This window comes from Rhodococcus sp. IEGM 1381 (assembly GCF_030056795.1).
Classification (GTDB): domain Bacteria; phylum Actinomycetota; class Actinomycetes; order Mycobacteriales; family Mycobacteriaceae; genus Rhodococcoides.
In genome coordinates, this window is sequence record NZ_JASHKQ010000002.1 from 375684 (window position 1) to 400322 (window position 24639).

A 24639-nucleotide genomic window follows, 5' to 3' on the forward strand; every position below is an offset into this window, starting at 1 on the left:
CGCGAATGAGCGAAGATGGACGCGTGAGCAATTGGACAGCACCCGTCGCGGCCGCACCCGTCGATGCGACAGTCACTCTGCCCGGATCGAAATCCATCACCAATCGCGCACTGATCATCGCCTCCCTCGCATCCGGCCCGTCGACGATCACCGGTGCACTACGCAGCCGTGACACCGACCTCATGATCGACGCTCTGACGACTCTGGGGATCGAGATCACCGCCGCAGTCGACGACAAGACGACATTGAGAGTCACCCCGGCACCGCTGCACGGCGGATCGGTGGACTGCGGGCTGGCAGGTACCGTCATGCGCTTCGTGCCGCCTCTCGCTGCACTCGCCGATGGCGAAGTGTCGTTCGACGGCGACGAGCAGGCACGCATCCGCCCTCTCGACACGATCCTCGACGCACTGCGCGCCGTGGGTGCCGAGATCGGCGGCAGCGCGCTTCCGTTCACGATGCGCGGTACGGGGTCACTGCGCGGCGGATCCGTCGAGATCGACGCCTCGGGATCCTCGCAGTTCGTCTCCGGTCTGATGCTCTCGGCGGCGGCTTTCGACGAGGGAATCGAGATCCACCACACCGGTAAGCCCGTTCCGTCCATGCCGCACATCGACATGACCGTGGAAATGTTGAGGCGAGCCGGAGTGCGCGTGGACACTCCCGAATCCGGTGGTGACGCGAACACCTGGCGTGTGTACCCGGGTCCGATCACACCGATCGAGTGGATCATCGAGCCGGATCTGTCCAATGCCACGCCGTTCCTGGCCGCTGCAGCAGTCACGAGAGGCAGAGTGCGCGTTCCGAATTGGCCGCAGTCGACCACCCAGCCCGGTGACGCGATCCGCGAGATCCTCGCGCTGATGGGCGCTCGGGTCGATCTGACTGCCGGCACCCTGACGGTGGAGGGTCCGGATACGTTGCGCGGCATAGACTTCGATCTCCACGATGTCGGCGAGCTGACACCGACGGTCGCGGCGCTCGCAGCCCTCGCCGAGGGACCGTCGATTCTTCGTGGAATCGCTCACCTGCGTGGTCACGAGACCGACCGACTCGCGGCGCTCACCACGGAAATCGTCCGGCTCGGTGGGCGTGCAGCGGAGACCGACGACGGCATCAGGATCGATCCGGCACCGCTGCACGGCGGCAGCTGGCGCGCCTACGCCGACCACCGAATGGCCACGGCCGGTGCCATCGTCGGATTACGCGTACCCGGCGTCGTGGTCGACGACATCGGAACCACGGCCAAGACCCTTCCGGGCTTCGAGAAGCTTTGGGACGCAATGCTGTCCACTACCGCATCGAGCGAGGTCGGCTCCTGACCGCCCGTCGATACGACGAATCCGACGTCCGCATTCGACCGGGCAAGAGTTCTCGCCCACGCACCAAGACTCGACCCGAACACAACGACGCCGAAGCAGGAATGGTCGTCTCGGTCGACCGAGGACGATGGGGCTGTGTGCTCGGCGGCGACCCTACCCGACCGGTCGTGACGATGCGCGCCCGCGAGCTGGGCCGGACCCCGATCGTGGTGGGCGACGAAGTCGACATAGTGGGAGACCTGTCGGGCAAGGTCGACACCCTGGCTCGTATCGTGCGCGTGGCCGAACGCCGCACGGTCCTGCGGCGCACCGCGGACGACACCGACCCGTTCGAGCGCGTCGTGGTGGCCAATGCAGACAGGTTGCTCATCGTGGCGGCACTCGCAGACCCGCCGCCGCGCACCGGTTTCGTAGAACGAGCGCTGGTCGCTGCCTACGTCGGTGGGCTCGAACCCGTACTGTGCCTGACGAAGAGCGACTTGGCCGCCCCCGAGGACTTCACCGCAGCGTTCGCCGATCTCGATGTCCCTGTGGTGTTGGCAGGCCAGTCCGAGGACCTCACCGAATTGACCGCGATGCTGACGAACGAGGTGACCGCCCTCATCGGCCACTCAGGCGTCGGAAAATCCACGCTCGTCAACAGATTGGTTCCCGATGCCTATCGGGCCACCGGGGTGGTCTCGGGCGTCGGAAAGGGCCGACACACCTCGACTCAGTCGGTGGCACTACCGCTGCCGGGCGGCGGCTGGGTAGTCGACACTCCGGGTATCCGGTCGTTCGGACTGGCGCACATCTCACCGGAGAACGTCGTCGCCGCGTTCTCCGATCTGGCCGACACGATCGAAGACTGCCCACGTGGGTGCACCCACCTCGGCCCTCCGGCCGATCCCGAATGTGCGCTCGACTCCCTCACCGGAGACGCGGCCCGTCGCGTCGCGGCAGTTCGCCTACTCCTCGAGGCCGTTCGAACGAACGACGCTTGGTAGCTATGGACAGGTAGGGATTCGGCAGCGGTCGAAGTCTGCGTTGGAACTTCGATGGTGACGGTGCGGCAGCCGGTTGTGCGCCGGGCCCGTGCACCCGCCGAAAAGGTACAGAATCGAGCCACCAGACCACCACCATGTGCGGCACGGTGAGCGCGAGCAGGAGGCGCAGCACTTCGGCCACCATCGTCGTCGGGTTCGGTGACGCAACGGTGAACCAGCCGAGGGCGAGCACCGCTGTCAACGCCGCCAGCGACGGCACTGCGGAAAGCCGAACCAGCCGCCAGGTCGCCGCTCGCCCCCGACCATCGCCGAGGAGTGCGGCGCAGCCGGGCTCGACCGTCAACAATCGGGCGGTGTGGCGCAGCGCGTGCCAGCACCCGAACCAGACCGCAAAGGCCACCAACGGTGGCGCCGCCATCCCCAGTGCACCGATGAGCACGACGTCGAGCGCCACGGTTCGATGACCCGACCGCAGGGCGGCGGCCACTGCGACGGACGCCGCAACGCACCATGTCGACAACAGTGCTGTCTGAACCGGCGCAGCCGAAATGAGGACGGCCAACTCCGGCGAAACAGCTGTCGCCACTCGAAGGAGCTGATCGCCCGAACGCGCCAGCGGCAACACGAGAGCACCGGAGCCCGCTACGACGATCGCAGCAGCCGGAATCCGTCGTGGCCGCCACGCTGTCAGCAACCGGGAGACCTCGAGTTCTCCCAATCCGAAATGCACCGCGCTGAACAGCACGGCCGCGACCAAGGCGATCGGACCGACCCATTGCAGCAGTGCCCATGCTGCGGCAGCCGCGCCCACGTAGACCGCGGCTACCGCCAGTAGCGGGGTACCCCCCGACAATCGCTTTGCCATCAGATGGTCGATCGCCCCGTGCGGGATACCTGCGAGGAAAGCCAGGCCCGCGACAACCAACGCCACCGGCGCGGTGATGGCGGGCAGCCCGAACATGTGGCCGCACGACATCACCACCGTCCCCACCACCAACCACCGCGACCATGTCGCAGCAGTCAGCAGCGGGGCGGTGGTGCTTGTCGTCGAGTCGCCCGATTGTTTCGTGACACTCACGATCGTGCGCTACGAGCCGTTCGTCCCGGCCGACGCGGGCCGAACTTCGAGCTCATTTTCCCGCGCCGCGAAATCGGGGTCATCGGCGAAGGACTTCAGGCGAGCGATCTTGTAGATCAACAGGCCGTACAGCACCTTTGCAAGGATGTCGGCGATCGAGTATCCACCCTGCTTCGCAACCCATGCCGTGGCTCCGGCGTCCGAGAAGTACAGCGGGATGATGTATGCGATCGGGTACACACCCCAGGTGGCCAGGAGAAGAATCCTCATCCGACTGACGGTTTGCCGCACTGCCGGGGGCTGCCGGTCGAGCGAACGCGTCAGCTCTACGAAGAGCACGTAGAGGATGTAAAGGAACGGGATGGTGGACAGCAATCCGAAGACGTTTCGAATGGTGTTGTCAGCACTGATCTCACCCGGGTAGCCCAGTGCGATCATCAGAGCAGACGCCGGAATCAGTCGGTAGAGCAACGAAGCCTGCAGCTTCTTGGCGAGTGCCAGAACGACGATGAGCTCGGTCAGCAGCAGCGGGACCGTGAGCAACCAGTCGACGTAGCGATACCCCTCGTTGAAGGACTCGCCCACCGCCTGCACGTACGTTCCGCGCCCACCTTGGGCGTCGGTGACGAACGCGGACTTGAAGGATTCGAAGATGCGGAAGTAGTGGTACGCAGCGATGCCACACACGATCGCAGAGATAACCAGGGCCTGGCGATACCGCGCAAGCACCCGTGGCTGAGCTGCGAGCAGGAACAGCGAACCGAACAACTGCGCGGCGATGACCAGGGACAAAAAGTTGTACACCGTGTCGAACTGTGACTGAGTTAGTTCCTCGGGAATCATCTCTCACCTTTGAGCGCGTGTTACTTACCGGACGAACTAACCGTACTGTACTGAACTATAAGTTCACTAGTGATTAATCAATCCAGAACTGATCTTTCTGTACATCAGCTATTTTGAACGCAGCGGCGTATATTCAGCCGCTTCACACGTGAGGCGAGGTGAACCACACATGGCATTCGGTCAGAAGCTCGAGCAGCTCACGGTGCCCGCCGACTCGCGGGTAGCCCGCACCCGAGCGGACGTCGCGCGTAGCGCTTTGGCGGTTCTCACCCAAGAGGGTTCGGACGCATTGACCCACGCCCGAGTAGCCGAGATCGCCGGGTACTCCAAGACGACCCTGTACTCACATTGGCCTTCCAAAATCGACCTCGTGCTCGTCGCACTCGATGCCATGGGGGACATGCCTCACCACGAGGCCACCGGCGACCTGCGGATCGACTTGATCGCCGAATTGAAGTTGTTTCGCCACGCAGTGATCGAGCTGCGGCTCGATCGCGTGCTCATTGCCATGTCCCAGTGGGCGAGCGTCGAAACCGTGAGTCGACTGCGGGACGCCATCAACACCAATGCGCAGCGTCCAGTCCGGCAGATGCTCGAAAAGTCCTTCCAAGGACCACAATTGGAAGCGGCCATCTCCATGCTCGCCGGCGTGGTCGCCTGCCCGTCGCTGATGTTCGACACCGTCCCGAGCGACGACGTCATCGAGGCGGCCGTGGACATGATCGTCCGCAGCGACTGACGGGCCTCCGCGCCGAAAACCCGCCATGGGACGCAGGTCGACGACCGCACGTTGCCGGCGATGATGTCATCGCGTCAATTCACCAAAGGGGCAGGCTAACCCGACAGAACGGGCAACGCCCTCGGAAGGTGTCGTCGTCGGTCCGCCTACTTCTCGAAGCCGATCGAACGAACGAAGCCTGGTAGCAACCGACTCGTTGGAGGAGTCGACTGCGACCAGGCTTGCTCGCGATCGAGAGTGCTTACGCGGCGGAACCGACAAGCTTGCGAATTCCCTTGCGCTTCTTGGTTTCTGCGATTGCGGTGCGTAGACCGCGACGCTTACCGGTCTCCGGGTCGACGGTGAACAGACCGGCGGGAGCATCGGCCCACTTACGCTCCGACGCGGTCTCGGGGGCGTCGTCGCTTGTTGCCTTCAAGTACTTGTTGGGCAGCGACAGCTTCGCGATGGTGCGCCACGACAGGAAGTACTGGTGCACGATCGAACCGGTCGTGTACGGCAGGTCGTACTTCTCGGCGAGCTCGAGAACCCGAACCTTGATCTCGCGCAGTCGATTACTGGGAAGGTCGGGGAACAGGTGGTGCTCGATCTGGTAGCACAGGTTGCCACTCATGAACTCCATGACGGGACCGGCATTGAAGTTCGCGCTGCCGAGCATCTGACGCAGGTACCACTGCCCCTGTGTCTCGCCTTCCATGTCGGACTTGGTGAATTTTTCGGCACCGTCCGGGAAGTGACCGCAGAAGATGACCGTGTTGGTCCACACGTTGCGCATCATGTTGGCGACGATGTTCGCGGTCAACGTGCTCTTCCAGGCAGGACCGGTCAGCAGCGGATGCAGGATGTAATCCTTGCCGATCTGCTTGCCGACCTTCTCGAGAACCTCGCGCCGCTTCTGCTCGAACTCCTCGCGCGGCACGCGTCCCTTGGCGACCTTCCCCAGTTCGAGGTGCTGCAACGCTACGCCGTATTCGAAGAACAGTTGCAGCAGCAGGTTGTAGACGGGGTTGCCGAGGTTGAACGGCTTCCATCGCTGGTCTCGGGTGACCCGAAGCAGGCCGTAGCCCACATCGTCGTCCATGCCCAGGATATTCGTGTACTTGTGGTGGATGTAGTTGTGCGTCTGCTTCCAGTGCGCCGACGGCCCCGTGTTGTCCCACTCCCACGAAGTGGAGTGGATCTCGGGGTCGTTCATCCAGTCCCACTGGCCGTGCATGACGTTGTGGCCCAGTTCCATGTTCTCGATGATCTTGGCGACCCCGAGCATGGCAGTTCCGACCAGCCACGCCGGACGGCGGCGGCTGGCGAACAGCACAGCTCTGCCGCCGATATCGAGGGAGCGCTGCAGGCGGATCGTGTTCTTGACATACCGGGCGTCGCGTTCGCCGCGGGATGCCTCGATGTCGCGTCGGATGGCGTCGAGTTCGTGGCCCAACGTTTCGATGTCGGCATCGGTCAGATGCGCGTATTCTTTGACGTCCGTAATCGCCATGGGAAACAACCTCCTGGCAGTCGTGGACACACAGCTCGCATAATCAGGCCGTGTGCAATTCCGTCACCTACCGTACCGTAACTTACGGTTCCGTAGGTTACGGGCGGAAATCTGTGTGACGATTCACAATCGAACGCGGTCGCCCGAACGACGAAGAGCCTTCGCCTGACGCTTGGCTTCCTTCTTGGCGTTGCGCAAGGTCACGCGCGCCTCCTGCATGGCCGAGCGCAAGCCTCGGCGCTGTCCGGTGAGCGGGTCGATCCTCAGGGCGTGAACGGCGGGCGAATCGCCCACCCGCCATCGCCGCTCGGACGATGTTTCGGGAGCGTCGTCGGACGTGGCGCGCAACCACTTGTCGGGCAGCGACAGCTTGTGGATGGTCCGCAGAGCAAGCAGGTACTGCTTTCCGAGCGATCCGGTCGTGTACGGCAGGTCGTACTTCTCGCACAGGGCGTGCACCTTCTCGGCTATCTCCGAGTACCGGTTGCTCGGCAGATCCGGGAACATGTGGTGCTCGATCTGATAGCACAAGTTGCCACTCATGAAGGCCATGACCGGACCGGCCTCGAAGTTCGCACTGCCCAGCATCTGGCGCAAGTACCACTCGGGACGCGTCTCGGTCTCGAACTGCCCGATCGTGAACTTCTCTGCACCGTCCGGGAAGTGACCGCAGAAGATCACCGCGTAGGCCCACAGGTTGCGGACCAGGTTGGCCGTGGCATTGGCGGTCAACGTGGATTTCCACGCCGGGCCGGACATCGCCGGGAACAGGACGAAGTCCTTGCCGACCTGCTTGGCGATCTTGCGCGCGAAAGCGCGGCTCGCGGGTGACTTGAACAGACCCTTCTCGTCCTCGCCGTCCAACTGCTTCTGAGCGTCGTAATCGTGCAACGCGATGCCCCACTCGAACGTGGTGGCCAGCACGATGTTGGCGAGCGGCTGAATCAGGTTGATCGGCTTCCACGGCTCGTCTCGGGTCATCCGCAGGATGCCGAAGCCGATGTCGTCGTCCATACCGACGATGTTGGTATACGTGTGGTGCGAGTAGTTGTGGGCGCGTTTCCACTGCTCGGACGGCCCGGTCTGGTCCCACTCCCACGACACGGAATGGATCTCCGGGTCGTTCATCCAGTCCCACTGCCCGTGCATCACATTGTGCCCGAGTTCCATGTTTTCGATGATCTTCGCGACACTGAGCATCGCCGTGCCGGCAATCCAAGCCGGCCGGTACTTACTGCCGAGCAGCACTGCACGACCGCCGAGTTCCAGCAGTCGCTGCAAACGGATGGTGCGGCGAATGTACGCAGCATCTCGCTCGCCGCGACTGTCCTCGACGTCTCGACGAACAGCGTCCAGTTCACGACCGAACGCTTCCATGTCCTCTTCGCTGAGGTGAGCGAACTCTTTGATGTCGGTGATGGCCACCGGGGTCCTCCAACAGTTGTGTACAGAGCCCGAAATATCGGGTTTCGGCGTGGGCAACCTACGTCAGCGTAACCGAGCGGCCTGAGAAGGTCGTGTGCGAGAAACAGACCTACAGTTCCAATGTGCAGTTGCCTGCAGCAGCGGAAATGCACGTTTGTACGCGGTCACCCTCGCTGTGTTCCTTACCCGACCGCAGGTCTATTACATGCCCCGAAGTCAACGGCACCACACATGTCTGGCAAATACCCATCCGGCAGCCGAACGGCATCTGAACGCCGAGACTCTCGCCGGCTTCGAGCAGGCTCGTGGCCCCGTCGACAGCAACGTTCTTGTCCGATTTGGAGAACGTCACGGTGCCGCCTGCACCGGAGGTATCGGCTCTGGAGATCTCGAACCTCTCGAGGTGAAGTCTGTCCTCGATGCCCTCGCGCTTCCAGGTCTTCTCGATCTCTTCGAGGAGAGCCGCGGGGCCACAGGCCCAGGTGTCGCGCGTCCGCCAATCGGGGTACAACTCGTCGAGCGAGGCCAGCGCGAACTTGCCGTCGGATCGCGTCAGCTGCACATGGGAGGTGAAGTTGGGATGAGATTTCTCCAACGCGGAAAGTTCCGCGGCGAACATGACCTCGTCCTCGGTGGGAGCCGAGTGGATGTGCACCGTGTCGGGCATGTCCCCGTGTCGATCCAGTGCCCGCAGCATCGAGATGATCGGAGTGATGCCGCTACCCGCAGTGACGAACAGGATCTTGTTCGGCGGCGGAACCGGCAGTGCGAAATTTCCCTTCGGAGCGGCCAGGCGAACAATTGTTCCCTGCGGCACGCCGCCGACGAGGTGCGAGGACAGGAAGCCCTCGGGCATCGCCTTGACCGTGATGGAAATGAGTTTGTCTTCCCAGTTCGGCGGCGAGGTCAACGAGTACGACCGCCAGTGCCACCGTCCGCCGAGGTGCAAGCCGATTCCGATGTACTGACCCGGCTTGTAGTCGAAATTGAAGCCCCAACCAGGCCTGATCACCAGCGTCACCGCGGTCGCGGTCTCCTGCTCCACGCGCACGATGCGGCCTCGCAACTCACGCGCCGACCACAACGGGTTCGCCAGATGCAGGTAGTCGTCCGGCAACAAGGGAGTGGTGATGCGGGTGAAAGCACCGCGCACCATGTTCAGTCTGGGACGCCTGGGTGCCGAGACGTCGGCCGCAGGAGCTTCCAGCCACTTCTTCACATCCATCGGGTGTTCCATCCCCTCGATCGAGACTCCGAGCCGCATCCGGCCATCGAGGTTACGCTACCGTAGGTTCGGGGTCAGGGTCACCTTCGCAGCAATGGCGCAGGGACGATCACAGCGAAATCACAGCAGTTCGAGGAGAAACGGCAACTCCTGTGGGGCGTACCACGCCAACGTGTGATCCTCGGCGTCTCCGAGGACGAACTCCGCGTCGGCGTCACCCATGTCGGCAGCATCGACGGCCGCCGCAGCCTTGGCGACTGCCGATTCGGCCCCTTCGAGATCGACGTGCACCGACGCGACTTGATCCATCCGTAGGGGCTCCTTCAACCGGACGACGGCATCGTCGAGATCGGGTCGCAGGGTGGGTTCTTCCACATCGGCTGCGATCACCGCTCGCCGATACACCACACCCTCGGCGACCGTGCCGGTGTCGGCTTCGTCGTCGACGGCCGCTGCGATCAAGCGCAGCGAGGCCCGAGCGGCCTCCCCCATCGCCACCTCGGCCAGTTCCTCGTCGTCGCCGGAGGAATATGCCTCACGCAGAGTCGGCGTCACCGCGAACGCCGTCCGCGAGACCGGGCTGAATTCACCGTCCGCCGACAACACTCTCAAGAACTCCAGCGTCGCTGGAACGTAGACACGCATTGCAGAAGACCTCACACTCTCGATTCGTTACTCGCGTCGACCAATTCTTCCAACGCCTCGTGCAGCAACGCCGTCACCACGTCAACGTCGGGCATGGCACCTCGATCGGCATTGAGCCCGAAGAACACGAAACCGTCGTACGACGTCAACCCGATACTCATCGCCTGGTTCTCGAACAACGGCGAGACCGGATACATCTCGAGCATGCGTGCGCCGCCGACGTAGAGGGGAAACTGCGGTCCGGGAGCGTTGGTCACGATCAGGTTGAACACCCGCTGAGACAGTCGACTGCCTGCCCGCGCGCCCATGGCGTGCAGACTCGCAGGCGCGAATCCGGTGATGCGCATCAGCGTCTGCGCGGTGACGCCGCGACTCTGATGGGCGTGCGCCTCGGTGGCATGCGCGATGTGCGAGAGCCGAACCACCGCGTTCGATTCACCGACGGGCAGGTCCACGAGGAAGGACGAGATCTCGCTGCGATCGTCCTCGGTCGGCTCGGCAGGCCTGTCGCCCACATCGCCGAAGCCGACACGATCGGCGGAGACGTAGACCGACATCGGCACCATGGCCCGGACCGTCGACGAGGCGGTCACGGGTTCGCCTCTCGAAAGCAACCAGTTTCGCAGCGCGCCGGTGACGACCGCGAGCACCACGTCGTTGATCGAGCAACCGAAGCGATTATGGATCTTGCGATAGTCCGACAGCTCGGTCTTGGCCACCGCGAATCTGCGGTTTCGCGAAATCGGAGCGTTGAGCGGACTCGACGGAGCGCTCTGGGTTGCGGTGCGCAACAAGGCCGCAACCTTGGCCGCAGCACGCACCGCGTCACCCGCGACACCGGCCATACCGTTCACTGCGCCACGCAGAGACTCGAGACTCTCCCCCGGCCGCACGACCAACTCGGTCAGCGCGTCGATGACGAGGGCAGAATCCTTCGGCTCGCGAGCGGGCATCCACAGTTCCTCGGCAACCGGCGGCGGATTCTTGCTCGCGTCGAGGATGACCTGACCGATGTCGAGTGCGTGCTCGCCGTCGACGAGCGCCGAGTGGGACTTGGTGAAGATGGCGAAACGGTTCTTCGACAGTCCCTCGACCAGATACATCTCCCACAGTGGCCGAGTGCGGTCGAGGGGTCGCGAGGTCAGCCGTGCAATCAGATCGTGCAACTGATCATCCGAACCCGGCTTCGGAAGCGCCGAGCGCCGGATGTGGTAGGTGATGTCGAAATCCGCGTCGTCGACCCATACCGGTCTGGCGAGCCCGAAGGCGACTTCGCGAACTTTCTGCCGATACCGAGGAACCAGCGCCAATCGCTGTTCGACCAACGACAGCAGACGCTCGTAACTGAAGCCGCTGCGCGGGGTTCGAAAGATTGCGAGCGAGCCGAGGTGCATAGGACTGCTACTGGCCTCGAGAAAGTAGAACGACGCATCCTGCGCTGTCAGCCTGGTCGCCATCGCGTGTTCCAGTCTCCGTCCTTGCGTGGAGTTCGCACCCGTTCGAGTAGGTCGAGCGCGCGGTGTGGCTCGAACCTAGAGTACGTGGCGGACGACCGCCGGTCGCGGGGTCGTTCGAGGACTCGTGTCGCGGGAATCGACCTGGTTCGTCGGGGAACCGAACGCCGCCATGGACCGTCAATGTCGGTGTGAGCGTCATGGAATCGAACGAACCGCCCGACACCCCCAGTATTACCGGGCCGAGCCCCCGACTACCCGCCGAGCCGCACTGCTTCCTCTCACGTGCCGCTCCCTTCGAGCCGCCGCTCTCGTCCACGACCGTCCACACGTGGGATCCGGCGGCAGCCGCCGAGCCGAGGCCGGTGGTGCACCGAACGCCGGTGCGCAGCAACCGTTCTCGACGTCGCGCCGAGCCGGCCGGTCGGCCGGTCGTGCCCGCCGACGCACGGTTGTCGGCCGACCGCGCGATGCGCATGTTGATCGAAGTGATCGACCGCCGCCGCAGTGCAGATCAACTCTCTGTGTTGTTCACCACCCCGATGATCGACCTGGTGCGAACCATCGTGCGGAACCCACCGCCGGGGAGACGGCTCGGATTCGCCGCCGTACACCGAGTGCACGTCGTGTACCAGTCCGATGTCTCCGCGGAAATATTCGGCTCCTACACCCGCGGACCGCGAATGTTCGCTTTCGCCGGCCGGATCGAACTGGCAGTCGATCCTCGCCGTCCCGGGTGGACCGTCACCTCATTGCGAGTGGGGTGAGGCTCACCTCGCGGTGAGGCGACCGTGATCCCCTACTTTTTGCGCTTGGAGCGAGCTGCCTTCTTCGGGGCCTTGCTCTGCGCCCTCGCCGCTTCGCGACGCTCGCGGCGAGTGCCATCGGCGGTGGATTCAGTGCCGCCGGCCGACGCACCCGATCGGCGGACATCGGTGCCGCCGCCCTCGGCCGGACCGGAAAAGGTCAATCTCTGCTCTTCCTGCTCTTCGAGACCCTTCGCCCGCAGAGCCGAGGGCACTGCAGGAGCGGTAGGTGCCGGAGCAGTGGGTGCCGGAGCAGTGGGTGCCGGAGCCGTCGGTGCCGGAGCCGTCGGTGCCGGAGCCGTCGGTGCGGGTGCTGCGGCGGGTGTCGTTGCCGGGCGGCCGGAACCCACCGGAGAGGCCAGTCCCGGAGCCACGGCGAGACCTGCCGAGGCCGCAGGTCCTGTCGGAGCCGGCGTCGCCTCGACCTGCAGGTTGAACAGGAAGCCGACCGACTCCTCTTTCAGACCGTCGAGCATGCCCTGGAACATGTCATAGCCCTCGCGCTGATACTCGACCAGCGGGTCGCGCTGCGCCATCGCACGCAGGCCGATGCCCTCTTTGAGGTAATCCATCTCGTAGAGGTGCTCACGCCACTTGCGGTCGAGCACGGACAGCAGCACTCTCCGCTCGAGTTCGCGCATCCCGTTCTCGCCGGCGATACCGTCGATCTCGGCTTCACGGCTGGCGTAAGCCGCCCGCGCGTCCTCGAGCAGCGCCTCACGTAGTTCGTCGCGGCTCAGGTCGCCCTTTTCGCCGTCCTCGTTCTCGCCTGCCAGAACCTTGTGTTCCAGGCCGACCGGGTACAGAGTCTTGAGTGCGGACCACAGCTGCTCGAGATCCCAGTCCTCCACATACCCCTCAGCGGTGCCACCGTCGACGTAGGCGGTGATCACGTCGGTGATCATCCCCTCGACCTGCCCCTCCATGTCGGCACCCTCGAGGATGCGCCGCCGCTCCTCGTAGATGACGGTTCGCTGCTGGTTCATCACCTCGTCGTACTTGAGGACGTTCTTGCGAATCTCGAAGTTCTGCTGCTCGACCTGCGTCTGCGCACTCTTGATGGCCTTGGACACCATCTTGGCCTCGATCGGCACATCGTCGGGCAGGTTGAGCCGGGTCATGATCGACTCGAGTGCGCCGCCGTTGAATCGACGCATCAACTCGTCGCCCAGCGACAGGTAGAAACGCGATTCTCCCGGATCACCCTGACGCCCGGAGCGGCCTCGAAGCTGGTTGTCGATACGGCGCGAATCGTGCCGCTCGGTACCGAGCACGTACAGGCCACCGGCCTCGCGAACAGTATCCGCGTCGGCCTTGACCTGCGCCTTGACCTCCTCCAGAGCAGGCTCCCACGCGGCCTCGTACTCCTCGGGGGTCTCGACCGGGTCCAGGCCCTGCTTCCGCAGCTGCAGGTCGGCGAGGATATCCGGGTTGCCACCGAGAACGACGTCGGTACCGCGGCCGGCCATGTTGGTAGCGACCGTCACCGCGCCCTGACGACCGGCCTCGGCGATGATGGTCGCTTCCTGCTCGTGGAACTTCGCGTTCAGCACGTTGTGGGCCACGCCCCGCTTGGTGAACTGCTTCGACAGGTACTCCGAGCGCTCGACGCTGGTGGTACCGATGAGCACCGGCTGACCCTTCTCGTGCCGCTCGACCACATCGTCGACCACGGCGTCGAACTTGGCCTCTTCGGTCTTGTAGATCAGGTCTCCGTTGTCCACGCGGACCATCGGACGGTTCGTCGGAATCGGAATGACGCCCAAACCGTAGATCTGATGCAGCTCTGCGGCCTCGGTCTCGGCAGTACCGGTCATGCCCGAGAGCTTGTCGTACAGGCGGAAGTAGTTCTGCAGTGTGATCGTGGCCAGAGTCTGGTTCTCGGCCTTGATCTCCACCTTCTCCTTGGCCTCGATCGCCTGGTGCATGCCTTCGTTGTAGCGGCGTCCCACCAGGATGCGACCGGTGAACTCGTCGACGATGATGACCTCGCCGTCGCGGACGATGTAGTCCTTGTCCTTGGAGTAGAGCTCTTTGGCCTTGATCGCGTTGTTCAGGTAGTTCACCAGCGGCGAGTTGGCGGCCTCGTACAGGTTGTCGATGCCGAGCTGATCCTCGACCAATTCGACGCCTGCCTCGTGCACGCCGATGGTCCGCTTGCGAATGTCGACCTCGTAGTGGGTGTCCACCTTCAACATCGGCGCGATACGGGCGAACTCGCCGTACCACTTGCTCGACGCGTCGGCCGGCCCCGAGATGATCAGCGGCGTTCGAGCTTCGTCGATGAGGATCGAGTCGACCTCGTCGACGACGGCGAAGTTGTGCCCACGCTGCACGAGGTCGTCGAGCGAGTGCGTCATGTTGTCGCGCAGGTAGTCGAACCCGAACTCGTTGTTGGTGCCGTAGGTGATGTCGGCGGCGTACGCGGCGCGGCGTTCGACCGGCGTCATACCGGAGAGGATCACGTCGACCGACATTCCGAGGAAGCGATGGACGCGGCCCATCCACTCCGAGTCACGCTTGGCCAGATAGTCGTTGACCGTCACCACGTGCACACCGTCGCCCGAGATGGCGTTGAGGTAAGCGGGAAGAACACAGGTCAGTGTCTTGCCCTCACCGGTCTTCATCTCGGCGATATTGCCGAAGTGCAGAGCGGCACCGCCCATCACCTGAACATCGAAGTGCTTCTGCGAGAGAACGCGCCACGACGCCTCACGAGCAACCGAGAAGGCCTCGGGCAACAGCTGGTCCAGGCTCTCCCCTGCGGAGTACCTCTCCCTGAACTCCGCGGTTTTGCCGCGCAATTCGTCGTCGGAAAGGCTCTCGACGTCGGGAGACAGGGTCGAGACGTGGTCAGCGATGTTCTTGAGCCGCTTGACCATGCGACCTTCACCAACACGGAGCAGCTTGGAAAACGACAGCGACGGCACGGGCTTTCTCGTCCTCGATCCTCGGTTCACGGGTACTGACACGAACAACTGCATCACCAACAACGCTGCGTTGCGAACAACACTGCATCACTGTACGAGCTCACGGGTCCATCACCACGGCATCTGCGCGGCGGGTGACCCGAACGCGTCCATGGTAGGCGGTGCCGCTGCGGGCGCGGCAAACCGAGTGTCGGTCGTAGGACATCCCGGGTTCGCCATCCGGACAACACCGACACGGCATCGATACAGCACTGCAGGCTCGACGTGGGGATCATATCCTCCGGCATCGAGCCTGCAGTGGTGATGTGATTTCACGGACGGCGAACGAATTCTGCCACCGCGAACGGGCGGGTCAGGTGAGTCTGATCAAGCCGTAATCGAAGGCGTGCCGTCGATACACGACCGATGGTCGGTCGGTGGCGCTGTCGTGGAACAGGAAGAAATCGTGGCCGACGAGCTCCATCTCGTACAGTGCATCGTCGACGCTCATGGGAGCGGCCGAGTGGGTCTTGGTGCGCACGATGTGCCCGGGGCCGCTCTGATCGTCCTCGAAAGAATCGAGCTTCGTATCGGGGTCGAGTGCGAGCGTGTCGTCCTCGGCGAGTTCGGCGGTGGCCTCGGCAACGGAGACGGGCCGTTTCTCTCCGTAATGAACCTTCCGACGGTCCTTGGTTCGCCTGAGTCTGCTCTCGAGTTTCGACGTCACCGCTTCGAGAGCGGCATAGAAACTGTCGGCGCACGCTTCGGCACGAACAACGGGACCCTTGCCCTTCGCGGTGATCTCCACGCGTTGACATGCTTTGGCCTGGCGGCGATTTCGTTCGTGCTGCAGTTCGACATCGAACAAGTAGATGGAGGGGTCGAAGCGCTCGAGGCGAGCAAGTTTTTCGGAGACGTATATCCGGAAATGATCCGGTATCTCGACGTTGCGGCCCTTGACCACAACGTCCGCGTTGCTCTTGGCGGGTTCTTCCGAAGGCTTCTCGTCGAAGAAAACCGAGGCTTGTGAAGGGGTCGTCACGCGTACCTCCCGATATCGGCCACGCCCACTGTTGGACGTGGCAAGTGTGCATGCCGAATGGGGAACCTTCCGGCATCAGAGTCCGGGGCATCACCTCGCATCTTGTCCAGTGGGTGCGTGTCCGCGACGTTAGTCGGTCATCGACTCGTGTGCCACCGTTCACCACGAATTGGTTGTCGGCGTGTCTTCCTCGGGCGTAGTCAGGCACTCGCCACGACGAGTGCGCCGGCGATAGGTACTCCGAAATCGCTTAACACTCTTGCCGATTCGGCCAGTGTGGCACCGGTGGTCACGACGTCGTCGATCAACAGAACGGCGAAAGCCGCCGCCTGCGACGCAGCTCCGCCGACCCGTGGACGACGCACCCCGACGGCCTCGATCCGACCCGCCACGTTGTGCTGACGTTGACCGGCCGACAACCCGACCGAATCTTTGGCTCCACCGGACATGCGCAGCAACTCGGGCACGAGAACTCGCTCCGGTGCCAATTCTTCGGCGGCGATCCGAGCGCATCGCAGAACAGGATCACCCCCGCGTGCCCGGGCCGCACGGGCCCGAGAGGGGGCGCAGACCAGAATCAGCGAGCCGAGCTCCGGAGGATCGATCTCACCCGCCTCGCGCAGATGTCCGACGGCCACTGCCAACGCACGTCCGAGTGGCCGAGCCACCGACCGGCGACCCCGTTCCTTCATGGCGATGACGGCGCTGCGACGCGGTCCGCTGTACGTGCCGAGAGCCCAACAAGGCACACCGGGATCGACACGCGGACGAACGGGGATGGGTGGGACGAACAGTGCCTCGCCACACGCCCGGCACCAGTTCTCCCCCGGCACTCCACAACCGGCGCACTCGAGCGGGAGAACCAGATCGAGGAGTGTTCGCATGAGCGCCGAGTCTGCCTGCACCCACCGACACGCGACTCGCCGACATCAGCCGGGCAGAATCGGCACTGCTTTCACGCCGGCCAGGCCGGTGACCTCGCGCCAGTAACGGTCGCCGACCGGATCGGCGTTGTTGAGCGCGAACACCGCACGCGCGTCGGCCACGTACTCCGTTTCCGGCGACGCATCGACCGCCAGCACCGGAGTGGTCAGGTTGCGCGACGGAAGGGCGTCCATCCTGGAACCATCGACCGTCACCTGCACCACCGGTGTGTCCGTGGCGACTCTCGCGATCACGATGGTGTCTCCGGTGGACCAGTCCAAACTGGTGGCGTCACTGCCCAGTCCGATGGCCACCGCGCGGGGCGAGGTCAACGAGTACACGCCCGTCGGATCGCGCACCACCGTCGCCACGTACACGACGCCGTCGACGATGAGCGCTGCTCGTACGCCGTCGCGGGCCAATCGCAGTTCGGTGATTCGGGTGCCCAGGGTCGTGACGGCGGAGGCGTCGACGGGGATCACGGAGACCTGACCGGTGGAGGGATCACGAGCGGCTCGGATGACATTGGTGCCGTCGATCACCGCCCAGGCCGCGTTGTCGTCCGCCCCCCAGGTGGGCCGCGTGATCGACTGCCCTTCGGCCACCGGGAACGCGCCACCGTCGTAGCTGCCCACCATGAGAGTGCTCGACGGGGCAGGCGCAGGGCGCCCGGTGTCGGCGACTCCAGCCACGAGAGTGCCGTCGTTGGACAACGCCACCGAGCGCAGATTGCGCGCCTGTCCGAAGTACCCGGGGGCGGGTGTGGTCTCCGCCTCGTCGACCCGGAGCAATCCCCCCGACGCGAGGGCGTGCAGCCCGATGCCGGCGTCGGTGCCCCCGAGTGGATCGAAGGAATCGACGCCTGCGGTCGTCCACCCGTCGGGCTTGGTCGTGTCGATCGGTTGACCGTCGGCCAGCAGCACGTACGGGCCGGCCACCTCGGCCGACGCCAGGGTCCAGATCACCTGAGCGGCAAGGAGTTCGCGATCGCGGTCACCCTTGTTCTGCAGGCCGCCGAAGTCGATCTTGATGCCGCCGAGCCCCACCCCCACCTGAGAGGTCTGACCGTCGGCCTTGGTGATGGGTCCGCGAATGCTCACGTCGTCGGACAGTTCGTTGCTCACTGCCGCCGACAGAGCCGACTTGGGACCGTCGATGAGCAGCTGCACGAGTTGATTGGCCAGCTGGTCCTGCGATCCGCTCGTCCAGCGCACCTCGGGCACGAGCACGCCGCCGAGAGGATCCACGAAGTAGAGCGATCGCTGCTGATACGTGTTCAGAAATGCGGACCGATCGATGACGACACCGGGCGGAAGCTTGGAGATGCGCCATTGTCCGTCCACCCGCGTCATCTCGATCGCAACGTCGAAGGTGTCCGAACCTGCCTGGTATTCCCCGCCCGAGGCCAGCATCCCGGCCTTCGTCGAACGAATCGTGAACTGCGCGGTCTCGGACGTACGAGGTCCGGACAAGGTGTCGATCCGGTCCGCGACGACGGTTCGCGCTCCGTCGTCCCAGGTTCCCGACGCCTCCTCGGTGAGAAATTGCCGAGCGGCCTGATGCCTGTTGGCGGAGACGGCGCTGGCCTCGAAGAAGTCGTCCAGCAAGCGATCCGGCTCGCGTCCGGGTTCGGGGGCCGGGGCACTCGTCGGCACCGCACCATCTGTCAGGGTTCCGATTGCCTGCGGACTGGAGGACTCGGGCAGGCTGGCGCAGCCACCGACGAGCGCGATCGCGAGTGCGCAGATCGCCAGTACCCGACTACCGCGACGAGCCGATCGAATCACGTCACCGACTCCGGTGCCGACGTCTTCTGTGCGGTGATCGCCGGAATCGGCTGCCCCTGCGCGTACTTCTTGGTGCTGGGCTTGAGGGGCAGCGGAGATCCGATCACCTTGTGTCCGCGCACGAGTGGCAGGGTGAGTCGAAAGCATGCACCTTCCCCTACTGCACCCCACGCTTCGAGCTTACCGTCGTGCAGTCGGGCGTCCTCGACGCTGATCGCCAGCCCGAGTCCGGTACCGCCGGAGCGACGGACGCGTGAGGGATCCGAGCGCCAGAACCGGTTGAACACCAGCTTCTCTTCTCCCGGTCGCAGGCCGATTCCCTGATCGCGCACCACGAATGCTGCCGCGTCGGCGTCCGAACGGAGCCGCAGCAGCACTGGCTTGCCTTCGCCGTGATCGAGTGCGTTGGCCAGAAGGTTCCGCAGAATCCGCTCCACTCGCCTGGGGTCCACCTCGGCGACGACCGCGGTCTCGGGCATGTCGACGATCACTTCGGTACCGGTCTCGCGCGCCAGGTGCCGAACGGTGGACACCGCGGCGCGCGCGCACATCCGAAGATCGAGCTGTTCGGCAGCCAGTTCGGCCACACCCGCGTCGTGTCGACTGATCTCGAGCAGGTCGCCGAGCAGAGTCTCGAAGCGATCCAGCTCGTTGACCAGCAGCTCCGACGATCTCTTGAGTGCGGGTTCGAGATCGTCGCTGGCGTCGTGGATGAGGTCCGCGGCCATGCGCACGGTCGTGAGTGGGGTCCGCAGTTCGTGGCTGACATCGGAGGTGAACCGGCGCTGCAGGTTGCCGAATTCCTCGAGCTGGGTGATCTGCTTGGACAGGCTCTCGGCCATCTCGTTGAACGACATCGCGAGCCTGGCCATGTCGTCCTCACCGCGAACCGGCATGCGCTCCTTGAGCCTGCCGTCGGCGAAACGTACCGCGATGCGCGAGGCGGATCGAATGGGCAGCACCACCTGCCGTGCGACGAGCATCGCGATCGCGGCGAGCAGCACCAGAAGCACCACTGCGCCGATGAACAACGTTCCGCGGACGAGCGAGAGTGTTCGGTCCTCGCTGGCCAACGGGAAGATCAGGTAGAGCTGCAGAGCCGAGATGTCGGATCCGGTGGGCGATCCCATGATCAGTGCCGATCCGGAGTAGCCGCCGTCACTGTCGGTCACGGTCGCGTACTGCGAACTGATCAGGCCTTTCTTGACGAAGTCGCGCAGGCTGCTCGGGATCTGATCTACCGGCCCGACCGACGCCTCGGCCCGGGTGGCGTCACCTTCGACGATCAACACCGGATCGAACGATCCCGCCGACCCGGTGGTCGAGGCGGCGTCCAGGTCCTGGTTGGTCAGTGCTGCTCGCGCTCGTTCGAGGCGCGTCGCGAGTCCACTCGAATCGTCGGCACCAGCGAGGTTGCCCTCGACGGTGGTTCGCGATCTGTCTAGTTCCTCGGTGGCCGCAGACAACTTGGCTTCGAGTAGCCGATCGGTGATCTGGGAGGTCAACACCACACCGAGGATGAGGATGACCACCAAAGACAACGTCAAGGTCGACACGACGACGCGGAGCTGCAAGGACCGTCGCCAGGCATGGCCCAGCGATGTACTCAGCGAACGAAACCACCGCAGCAGAGGGGAGAATTTGCCGTTGATTCGCCGCCGAGAATGGGAGAAACCGATCACGGCGGTCCGGCCTTGTAACCGACCCCCCTCACGGTCAACACCACCTCCGGGTTCTCCGGGTCCTTCTCGACTTTGGCGCGCAGGCGCTGCACGTGCACGTTGACCAGTCGGGTGTCGGCCGCATGACGGTAGCCCCACACTTGTTCGAGCAAGACCTCTCGGGTGAACACCTGTCGCGGCTTGCGAGCCAACGCCACCAACAGATCGAACTCGAGTGGTGTCAGCGACACCAGTTCGTCGCCGCGGCTGACCTTGTGTGCGGGCACGTCGATCACGATGTCTGCGATGGACAACAATTCGGCGGGTTCGTCCTCGGTCCTGCGCAGGCGCGCTCGAACGCGTGCGACCAGTTCCTTGGGCTTGAAGGGCTTCATGATGTAGTCGTCTGCGCCGGATTCGAGGCCCAGCACGACATCGACGGTGTCGGTCTTGGCCGTCAGCATCACGATCGGAACGCCAGAATCGGCCCGCAGTACGCGGCATACGTCGATGCCGTTCATACCGGGAAGCATCAGGTCCAGCAACACCAGATCCGGCCGGTTCTCGCGCACGGCCGCCAATGCTTGGGTGCCGTCTCCGACCACGAAGGGCTCGAATCCCTCACCGCGCAACACGATGGTGAGCATCTCCGCCAGAGCCGAATCGTCGTCCACAACCAGAATCCGAGGCTTCATACTCCTATGGTGTCACTCTCGGCTCGCCTGATGGCTGATTGGTCAACTCGGCGGCGAGTCGATCGGGATCTACGTCGGCGGTGACGACATGCCACGGCGACACCCAGTTCGCCGCCGCGAGAGCGCCGTACACGGCCGACGTTCGGCTCTGGAGCGAGCCGTCCAGCTCGTACGCGTCCCGGGTCCGGGCGGCGTCCGCACTCTCGCGCGCCGCAGCCCGCTCGGCGGCGAGTGCCACGGGCACGTCGAGCAAAATCTGAGTGTCCGGAATCGGAACTCCGAAACGCTCGAATTCGAGCGCTCTGATCCACTCGACGGCCCCGCCGTCCGCAGTCTGCTCCAACCGAGCAGCCGTGTACGCGGCATTGGACGCCACGTACCGATCGAGAAGAACTACATCGTTGTGCGAGAGCAGCTTTCGGATCTCGTCGACCGCATCCCGGCGATCGAGCGCGAACAGCAGAGCCATCGCGTGCACACTACCGGCGGTATCGCCGTGTTCGCCGTGCAGCGCCTCCGCCGCAAGATCGGCGTGCACCGATCGGTCGTACCGCGGAAATCCGATGCGCGCGACGTGGAGGCCGTCGCGTTCCCATGCCGAAACGAGCCGACGGGCGAGCGTGTTCTTGCCCGCACCGTCGACTCCTTCGATGACGAAAAGCAGTCCCACCGTGGGTCAGTAGCGGTAGTGCTCGGGCTTGTACGGGCCCTCGACGTCCACTCCGATGTACTCGGCCTGCTCCTTGGTGAGCTTGGTGATCGAGCCACCGAGCGCTTCGACGTGGATCCGCGCGACCTTTTCGTCCAGGTGCTTGGGCAGGCGGTAGACCTCGTTGTCGTACTCGTCCGGCTTGGTCCACAGTTCGATCTGAGCGATGACCTGATTGGAGAAGCTGTTGCTCATGACGAACGACGGGTGACCCGTCGCGTTGCCGAGGTTCAGCAAGCGTCCCTCGGAGAGCACGATGATCGAGTGCCCGTCCTTGAACTGGTACTCGTCGACCTGCGGCTTGATGTTGATGCGCGTGACATCGGGGGCCTTCTCCAGACCGGCCATGTCGATCTCGTTGTCGAAGTGGCCGATGTTGCCGAGGATTGCCTGGTGCTTCATCTTGCGCATGTGCTCGAACGTGATGATCGACAGGTTGCCCGTCGAGGTGATCACGATGTCGGCCTGCTCGATGAATTCTTCGACCGTGCGCACGTCGAAGCCGTCCATGAGCGCCTGCAGCGCGTTGATCGGGTCGGCCTCGGTGACGGTCACACGTGCACCCTGGCCCTTGAGCGCCTCGGCACAGCCCTTGCCCACGTCGCCGTAGCCGCACACCAGAATGGCCTTGCCGCCGATGAGGACGTCGGTGCCCCGGTTGATGCCGTCGATCAGCGAGTGGCGCGTGCCGTACTTGTTGTCGAACTTGCTCTTGGTCACCGAGTCGTTGACGTTGATGGCAGGGAACGTGAGTTCTCCCGCGGCCGCGAACTGGTAGAGCCGGAGCACACCGGTGGTGGTCTCCTCGGTCACGCCCTGAACGGACGCGGCTACCTCGGTCCACTTGGTCTTCGACGCTTCGAGCGAACGACGGAGGAGACCGAGGAACACCTTGTACTCGTCCGAATCGTGATCGTCGTCGGTCGGCGGAACCACGCCCGCCTTCTCGAACTGCGCGCCGCGCAATACCAGCATCGTGGCGTCACCGCCGTCGTCGAGGATCATGTTGGCCGGCTGCTCGGGCCACGTGAGCATCTGCTCGGCCGCCCACCAGTACTCCTCGAGGCTTTCGCCCTTCCAGGCGAACACCGGAACGCCCTTGGGATCCTCGACGGTTCCGTACGGTCCGACGACCACGGCCGCAGCCGCGTGATCCTGTGTGGAGAAGATGTTGCACGACGCCCAGCGAACCTCGGCCCCGAGTGCCACCAGGGTCTCGATCAGCACGGCGGTCTGCACCGTCATGTGCAGCGATCCCGAAACCCGGGCTCCCTTGAGCGGCTGAACGTCCGCGTATTCGCGACGCAGCGCGATCAGACCGGGCATCTCGTGCTCGGCGAGTCTGATCTCCTTGCGGCCGAATTCTGCCAGCGACAGGTCTGCGACCTTGAAGTCGATTCCACCGCGGTGTTCCACGGTGAGTGCCGATACTGACGTAACTGAGGTCGTCATCTTGCCTCTCCTGTTGACTGAGTGTCTGTCCACCAGGCTATCGGGTCCGCGCGGAGGAAGTACCGACTGCCCGGCGGGACGAGTCCGCACCGACCGTCTGCACTATCCGTTTCGTCCGGCTCGCGCCAGAATTCGGGCGCGCTTGCGGGGAAGGATGTTGGCACGGGTGACATCGCCTTGGTAGTGCGCGTGTACCCGTGGGTCCATCACTCGACGCCACAGCGGCGGGATTGCGGCAAGGATCACCATCGACGCGTATCCGGCCGGCAGCTGCGGAGCTTCGTCGCAGGAGAGCAGGGTCTGATAACGCTTGCCGGGATTGGCGTGATGGTCGCTGTGCCGTTGCAGGTGGTAGAGAAATATGTTGGTGCAGATTCTGTCGCTGTTCCAGCTGTGACGGGGTGAGCATCGAACGTATTTGCCGCGGTCGTTCGTCTCGCGGAGCAAGGCGTAGTGCTCCACGTAGTTCACCATCTCGAGGAGCACGAATCCGACCACGGCCTGCAGCAGTAGATACGGCGCGATGGCCGGGCCGAAGGTGACCAGCAACGTGCCGAACAGCACTGCGCTCAGTAACCAGGTGTGGAGCAGCGCATTGGTAGGGCTCGCGACCGAGCGACCCTTGCGCCGCAGACGCTGCGCCTCGAGCCTCCACGCGGAGACGAGCCCCAACACCGTGCTGCGCGGCACGAAGGTCCACACGCTCTCGCCGAGCCGCGCGCTTGCGGGATCGTCCGGAGTCGCTACCCGAACGTGATGACCGCGGTTGTGTTCGACGAAGAAGTGCCCGTAGAGCGTCTGAGACAGCGCGATCTTGGCCAGCCACCGTTCGTGCTGCTCGATGCGATGACCAAGCTCGTGAGCGGCGTTGATACCGGTGCCTGCCACCAGCCCCACCGTCACGGCGAGCCCGATCTTGTCCACTACGGCCAGCTCGCCGTACGCCCACATCCAGCACGCGACGATCAGCCCGATGAACTGAATGGGGAGAAAGAGGTAGGTACACCAGCGGTAGTAGCGATCGTTCTGCAGTTTCTCACTCGCCGACTCGTCCGGGTTGTGCCCGTCCTCACCGGCGATCAGGTCGATCACCGGAATGATCACGAAGAACACCAGAACACCGCTCCACCAGAAGATCTGCATGCCCGTCCAGTAAACCAACTGTGACGGCAGCAGTGCCGATGCCGGGGCCAACAGCCCCAGCATCCACAAATAGCGTTTGTTGCCCTGCCAGCGAAGCGAACGTTCGCCGGCCGTCGAATCCCGCCCCCCGAAAGCGACACCCGAATCCTTCGTGGAAGTGATTCGGCCGTCCGCACTCACTGCTTCAACACCCTCTCATCGAACCGTATGAGTCCTCCAAGTCTGTTTTCGAGGGTATAACATTCTCGCGGTTCGATGTGACACCGACCGAATTCGACCGGGCATCGTAGGACGGGCTCCAA

The 24639-nt window shown here is 64.0% G+C and carries 20 protein-coding genes; 4 read left to right on the top strand and 16 right to left on the bottom strand.

The genetic code is table 11. From position 1 onward, the window contains the following. Positions 1-5 precede the first annotated feature (5 nt). Together aroA and rsgA are read left to right on the top strand one after the other, a co-directional pair. On the top strand, positions 6-1322 hold the full coding sequence (gene aroA, locus QM797_RS11795; RefSeq protein WP_283275741.1) for a 3-phosphoshikimate 1-carboxyvinyltransferase: 1317 nt from the start codon (positions 6-8) through the stop codon (positions 1320-1322). Next, positions 1274-2308, top strand: a complete 1035-nt coding sequence (gene rsgA, locus QM797_RS11800; protein WP_283275743.1) for a ribosome small subunit-dependent GTPase A — start codon at positions 1274-1276, stop codon at positions 2306-2308. Before aroA ends, rsgA begins: the two co-directional genes overlap by 49 nt. On the opposite strand, the gene QM797_RS11805 is transcribed toward rsgA, so the two are convergent. Together QM797_RS11805 and QM797_RS11810 are read right to left on the bottom strand one after the other, a co-directional pair. Next, on the bottom strand, positions 2232-3386 hold the full coding sequence (locus QM797_RS11805; RefSeq protein ID WP_283275745.1) for a Brp/Blh family beta-carotene 15,15'-dioxygenase: 1155 nt from the start codon (positions 3384-3386) through the stop codon (positions 2232-2234). The genes rsgA and QM797_RS11805 overlap by 77 nt on opposite strands. Positions 3387-3395: 9 nt before the next feature. Beyond that, a complete protein-coding gene (locus QM797_RS11810; protein ID WP_283275746.1) occupies positions 3396-4190 on the bottom strand; it encodes a bacteriorhodopsin-like in 795 nt (264 codons plus the stop codon). A gap of 208 nt (positions 4191-4398) precedes the next feature. On the opposite strand from QM797_RS11810, the gene QM797_RS11815 reads away from it, so the two are divergent. Beyond that, the gene (locus tag QM797_RS11815; RefSeq protein ID WP_283275747.1) at positions 4399-4968 is read left to right on the top strand and encodes a TetR/AcrR family transcriptional regulator; all 570 of its coding nucleotides are present in this window, start codon (positions 4399-4401) and stop codon (positions 4966-4968) included. Between the two features lie 241 nt (positions 4969-5209). Here QM797_RS11815 and QM797_RS11820 read toward each other — a convergent pair whose 3' ends face one another. From QM797_RS11820 to QM797_RS11840, 5 genes are all read right to left on the bottom strand, one after another. Next, a complete protein-coding gene (locus QM797_RS11820) occupies positions 5210-6460 on the bottom strand; it encodes a fatty acid desaturase family protein (protein ID WP_283275748.1) in 1251 nt (416 codons plus the stop codon). A 123-nt stretch (positions 6461-6583) separates the two neighbouring features. Further along, a complete protein-coding gene (locus QM797_RS11825; RefSeq protein WP_283275749.1) occupies positions 6584-7885 on the bottom strand; it encodes a fatty acid desaturase family protein in 1302 nt (433 codons plus the stop codon). 109 nt (positions 7886-7994) lie between these two features. Next, positions 7995-9110: a ferredoxin reductase gene (locus QM797_RS11830; protein WP_283275750.1), complete on the bottom strand. Its 1116-nt coding sequence runs from the start codon at positions 9108-9110 to the stop codon at positions 7995-7997. 120 nt (positions 9111-9230) lie between these two features. Further along, positions 9231-9755 carry a DUF6912 family protein gene (locus QM797_RS11835; RefSeq protein WP_283275751.1) on the bottom strand — a complete coding sequence of 175 codons (525 nt, stop codon included), beginning with the start codon at positions 9753-9755 and terminating at the stop codon, positions 9231-9233. A gap of 11 nt (positions 9756-9766) precedes the next feature. Beyond that, positions 9767-11212, bottom strand: coding sequence for a WS/DGAT/MGAT family O-acyltransferase (locus QM797_RS11840; protein ID WP_283275753.1), 1446 nt, complete (start codon positions 11210-11212; stop codon positions 9767-9769). Between the two features lie 197 nt (positions 11213-11409). On the opposite strand from QM797_RS11840, the gene QM797_RS11845 reads away from it, so the two are divergent. After that, positions 11410-11976 carry an Rv3235 family protein gene (locus QM797_RS11845; protein ID WP_283275754.1) on the top strand — a complete coding sequence of 189 codons (567 nt, stop codon included), beginning with the start codon at positions 11410-11412 and terminating at the stop codon, positions 11974-11976. A 32-nt stretch (positions 11977-12008) separates the two neighbouring features. On the opposite strand, the gene secA is transcribed toward QM797_RS11845, so the two are convergent. The 9 genes from secA to QM797_RS11890 all read right to left on the bottom strand — a co-directional run bounded on the left by secA (position 12009) and on the right by QM797_RS11890 (position 24517). Continuing rightward, on the bottom strand, positions 12009-14945 hold the full coding sequence (gene secA, locus QM797_RS11850; RefSeq protein ID WP_283275755.1) for a preprotein translocase subunit SecA: 2937 nt from the start codon (positions 14943-14945) through the stop codon (positions 12009-12011). Between the two features lie 352 nt (positions 14946-15297). Continuing rightward, a complete protein-coding gene (gene hpf, locus QM797_RS11855; RefSeq protein WP_283275756.1) occupies positions 15298-15966 on the bottom strand; it encodes a ribosome hibernation-promoting factor, HPF/YfiA family in 669 nt (222 codons plus the stop codon). A gap of 200 nt (positions 15967-16166) precedes the next feature. Next, positions 16167-16850: a ComF family protein gene (locus tag QM797_RS11860; protein WP_283275757.1), complete on the bottom strand. Its 684-nt coding sequence runs from the start codon at positions 16848-16850 to the stop codon at positions 16167-16169. A gap of 45 nt (positions 16851-16895) precedes the next feature. Next, positions 16896-18677, bottom strand: a complete 1782-nt coding sequence (lpqB, locus tag QM797_RS11865) for an MtrAB system accessory lipoprotein LpqB (RefSeq protein WP_502942319.1) — start codon at positions 18675-18677, stop codon at positions 16896-16898. Further along, on the bottom strand, positions 18674-20359 hold the full coding sequence (mtrB, locus tag QM797_RS11870; RefSeq protein WP_283275758.1) for an MtrAB system histidine kinase MtrB: 1686 nt from the start codon (positions 20357-20359) through the stop codon (positions 18674-18676). The genes lpqB and mtrB overlap by 4 nt, the downstream gene beginning before the upstream one ends. Beyond that, the gene (mtrA, locus tag QM797_RS11875; protein ID WP_027496508.1) at positions 20356-21033 is read right to left on the bottom strand and encodes an MtrAB system response regulator MtrA; all 678 of its coding nucleotides are present in this window, start codon (positions 21031-21033) and stop codon (positions 20356-20358) included. The genes mtrB and mtrA overlap by 4 nt, the downstream gene beginning before the upstream one ends. A 4-nt stretch (positions 21034-21037) precedes the next feature. After that, positions 21038-21703 (bottom strand): dTMP kinase, encoded by a 666-nt coding sequence (locus QM797_RS11880; RefSeq protein ID WP_283275762.1) that lies wholly within the window; start codon positions 21701-21703, stop codon positions 21038-21040. Positions 21704-21709: 6 nt separating this feature from the next. Then, the gene (gene ahcY, locus QM797_RS11885; protein WP_283275763.1) at positions 21710-23194 is read right to left on the bottom strand and encodes an adenosylhomocysteinase; all 1485 of its coding nucleotides are present in this window, start codon (positions 23192-23194) and stop codon (positions 21710-21712) included. A 102-nt stretch (positions 23195-23296) separates the two neighbouring features. After that, positions 23297-24517 carry an alkane 1-monooxygenase gene (locus tag QM797_RS11890; RefSeq protein WP_371833833.1) on the bottom strand — a complete coding sequence of 407 codons (1221 nt, stop codon included), beginning with the start codon at positions 24515-24517 and terminating at the stop codon, positions 23297-23299. Between the last annotated feature and the right edge of the window lie 122 nt (positions 24518-24639).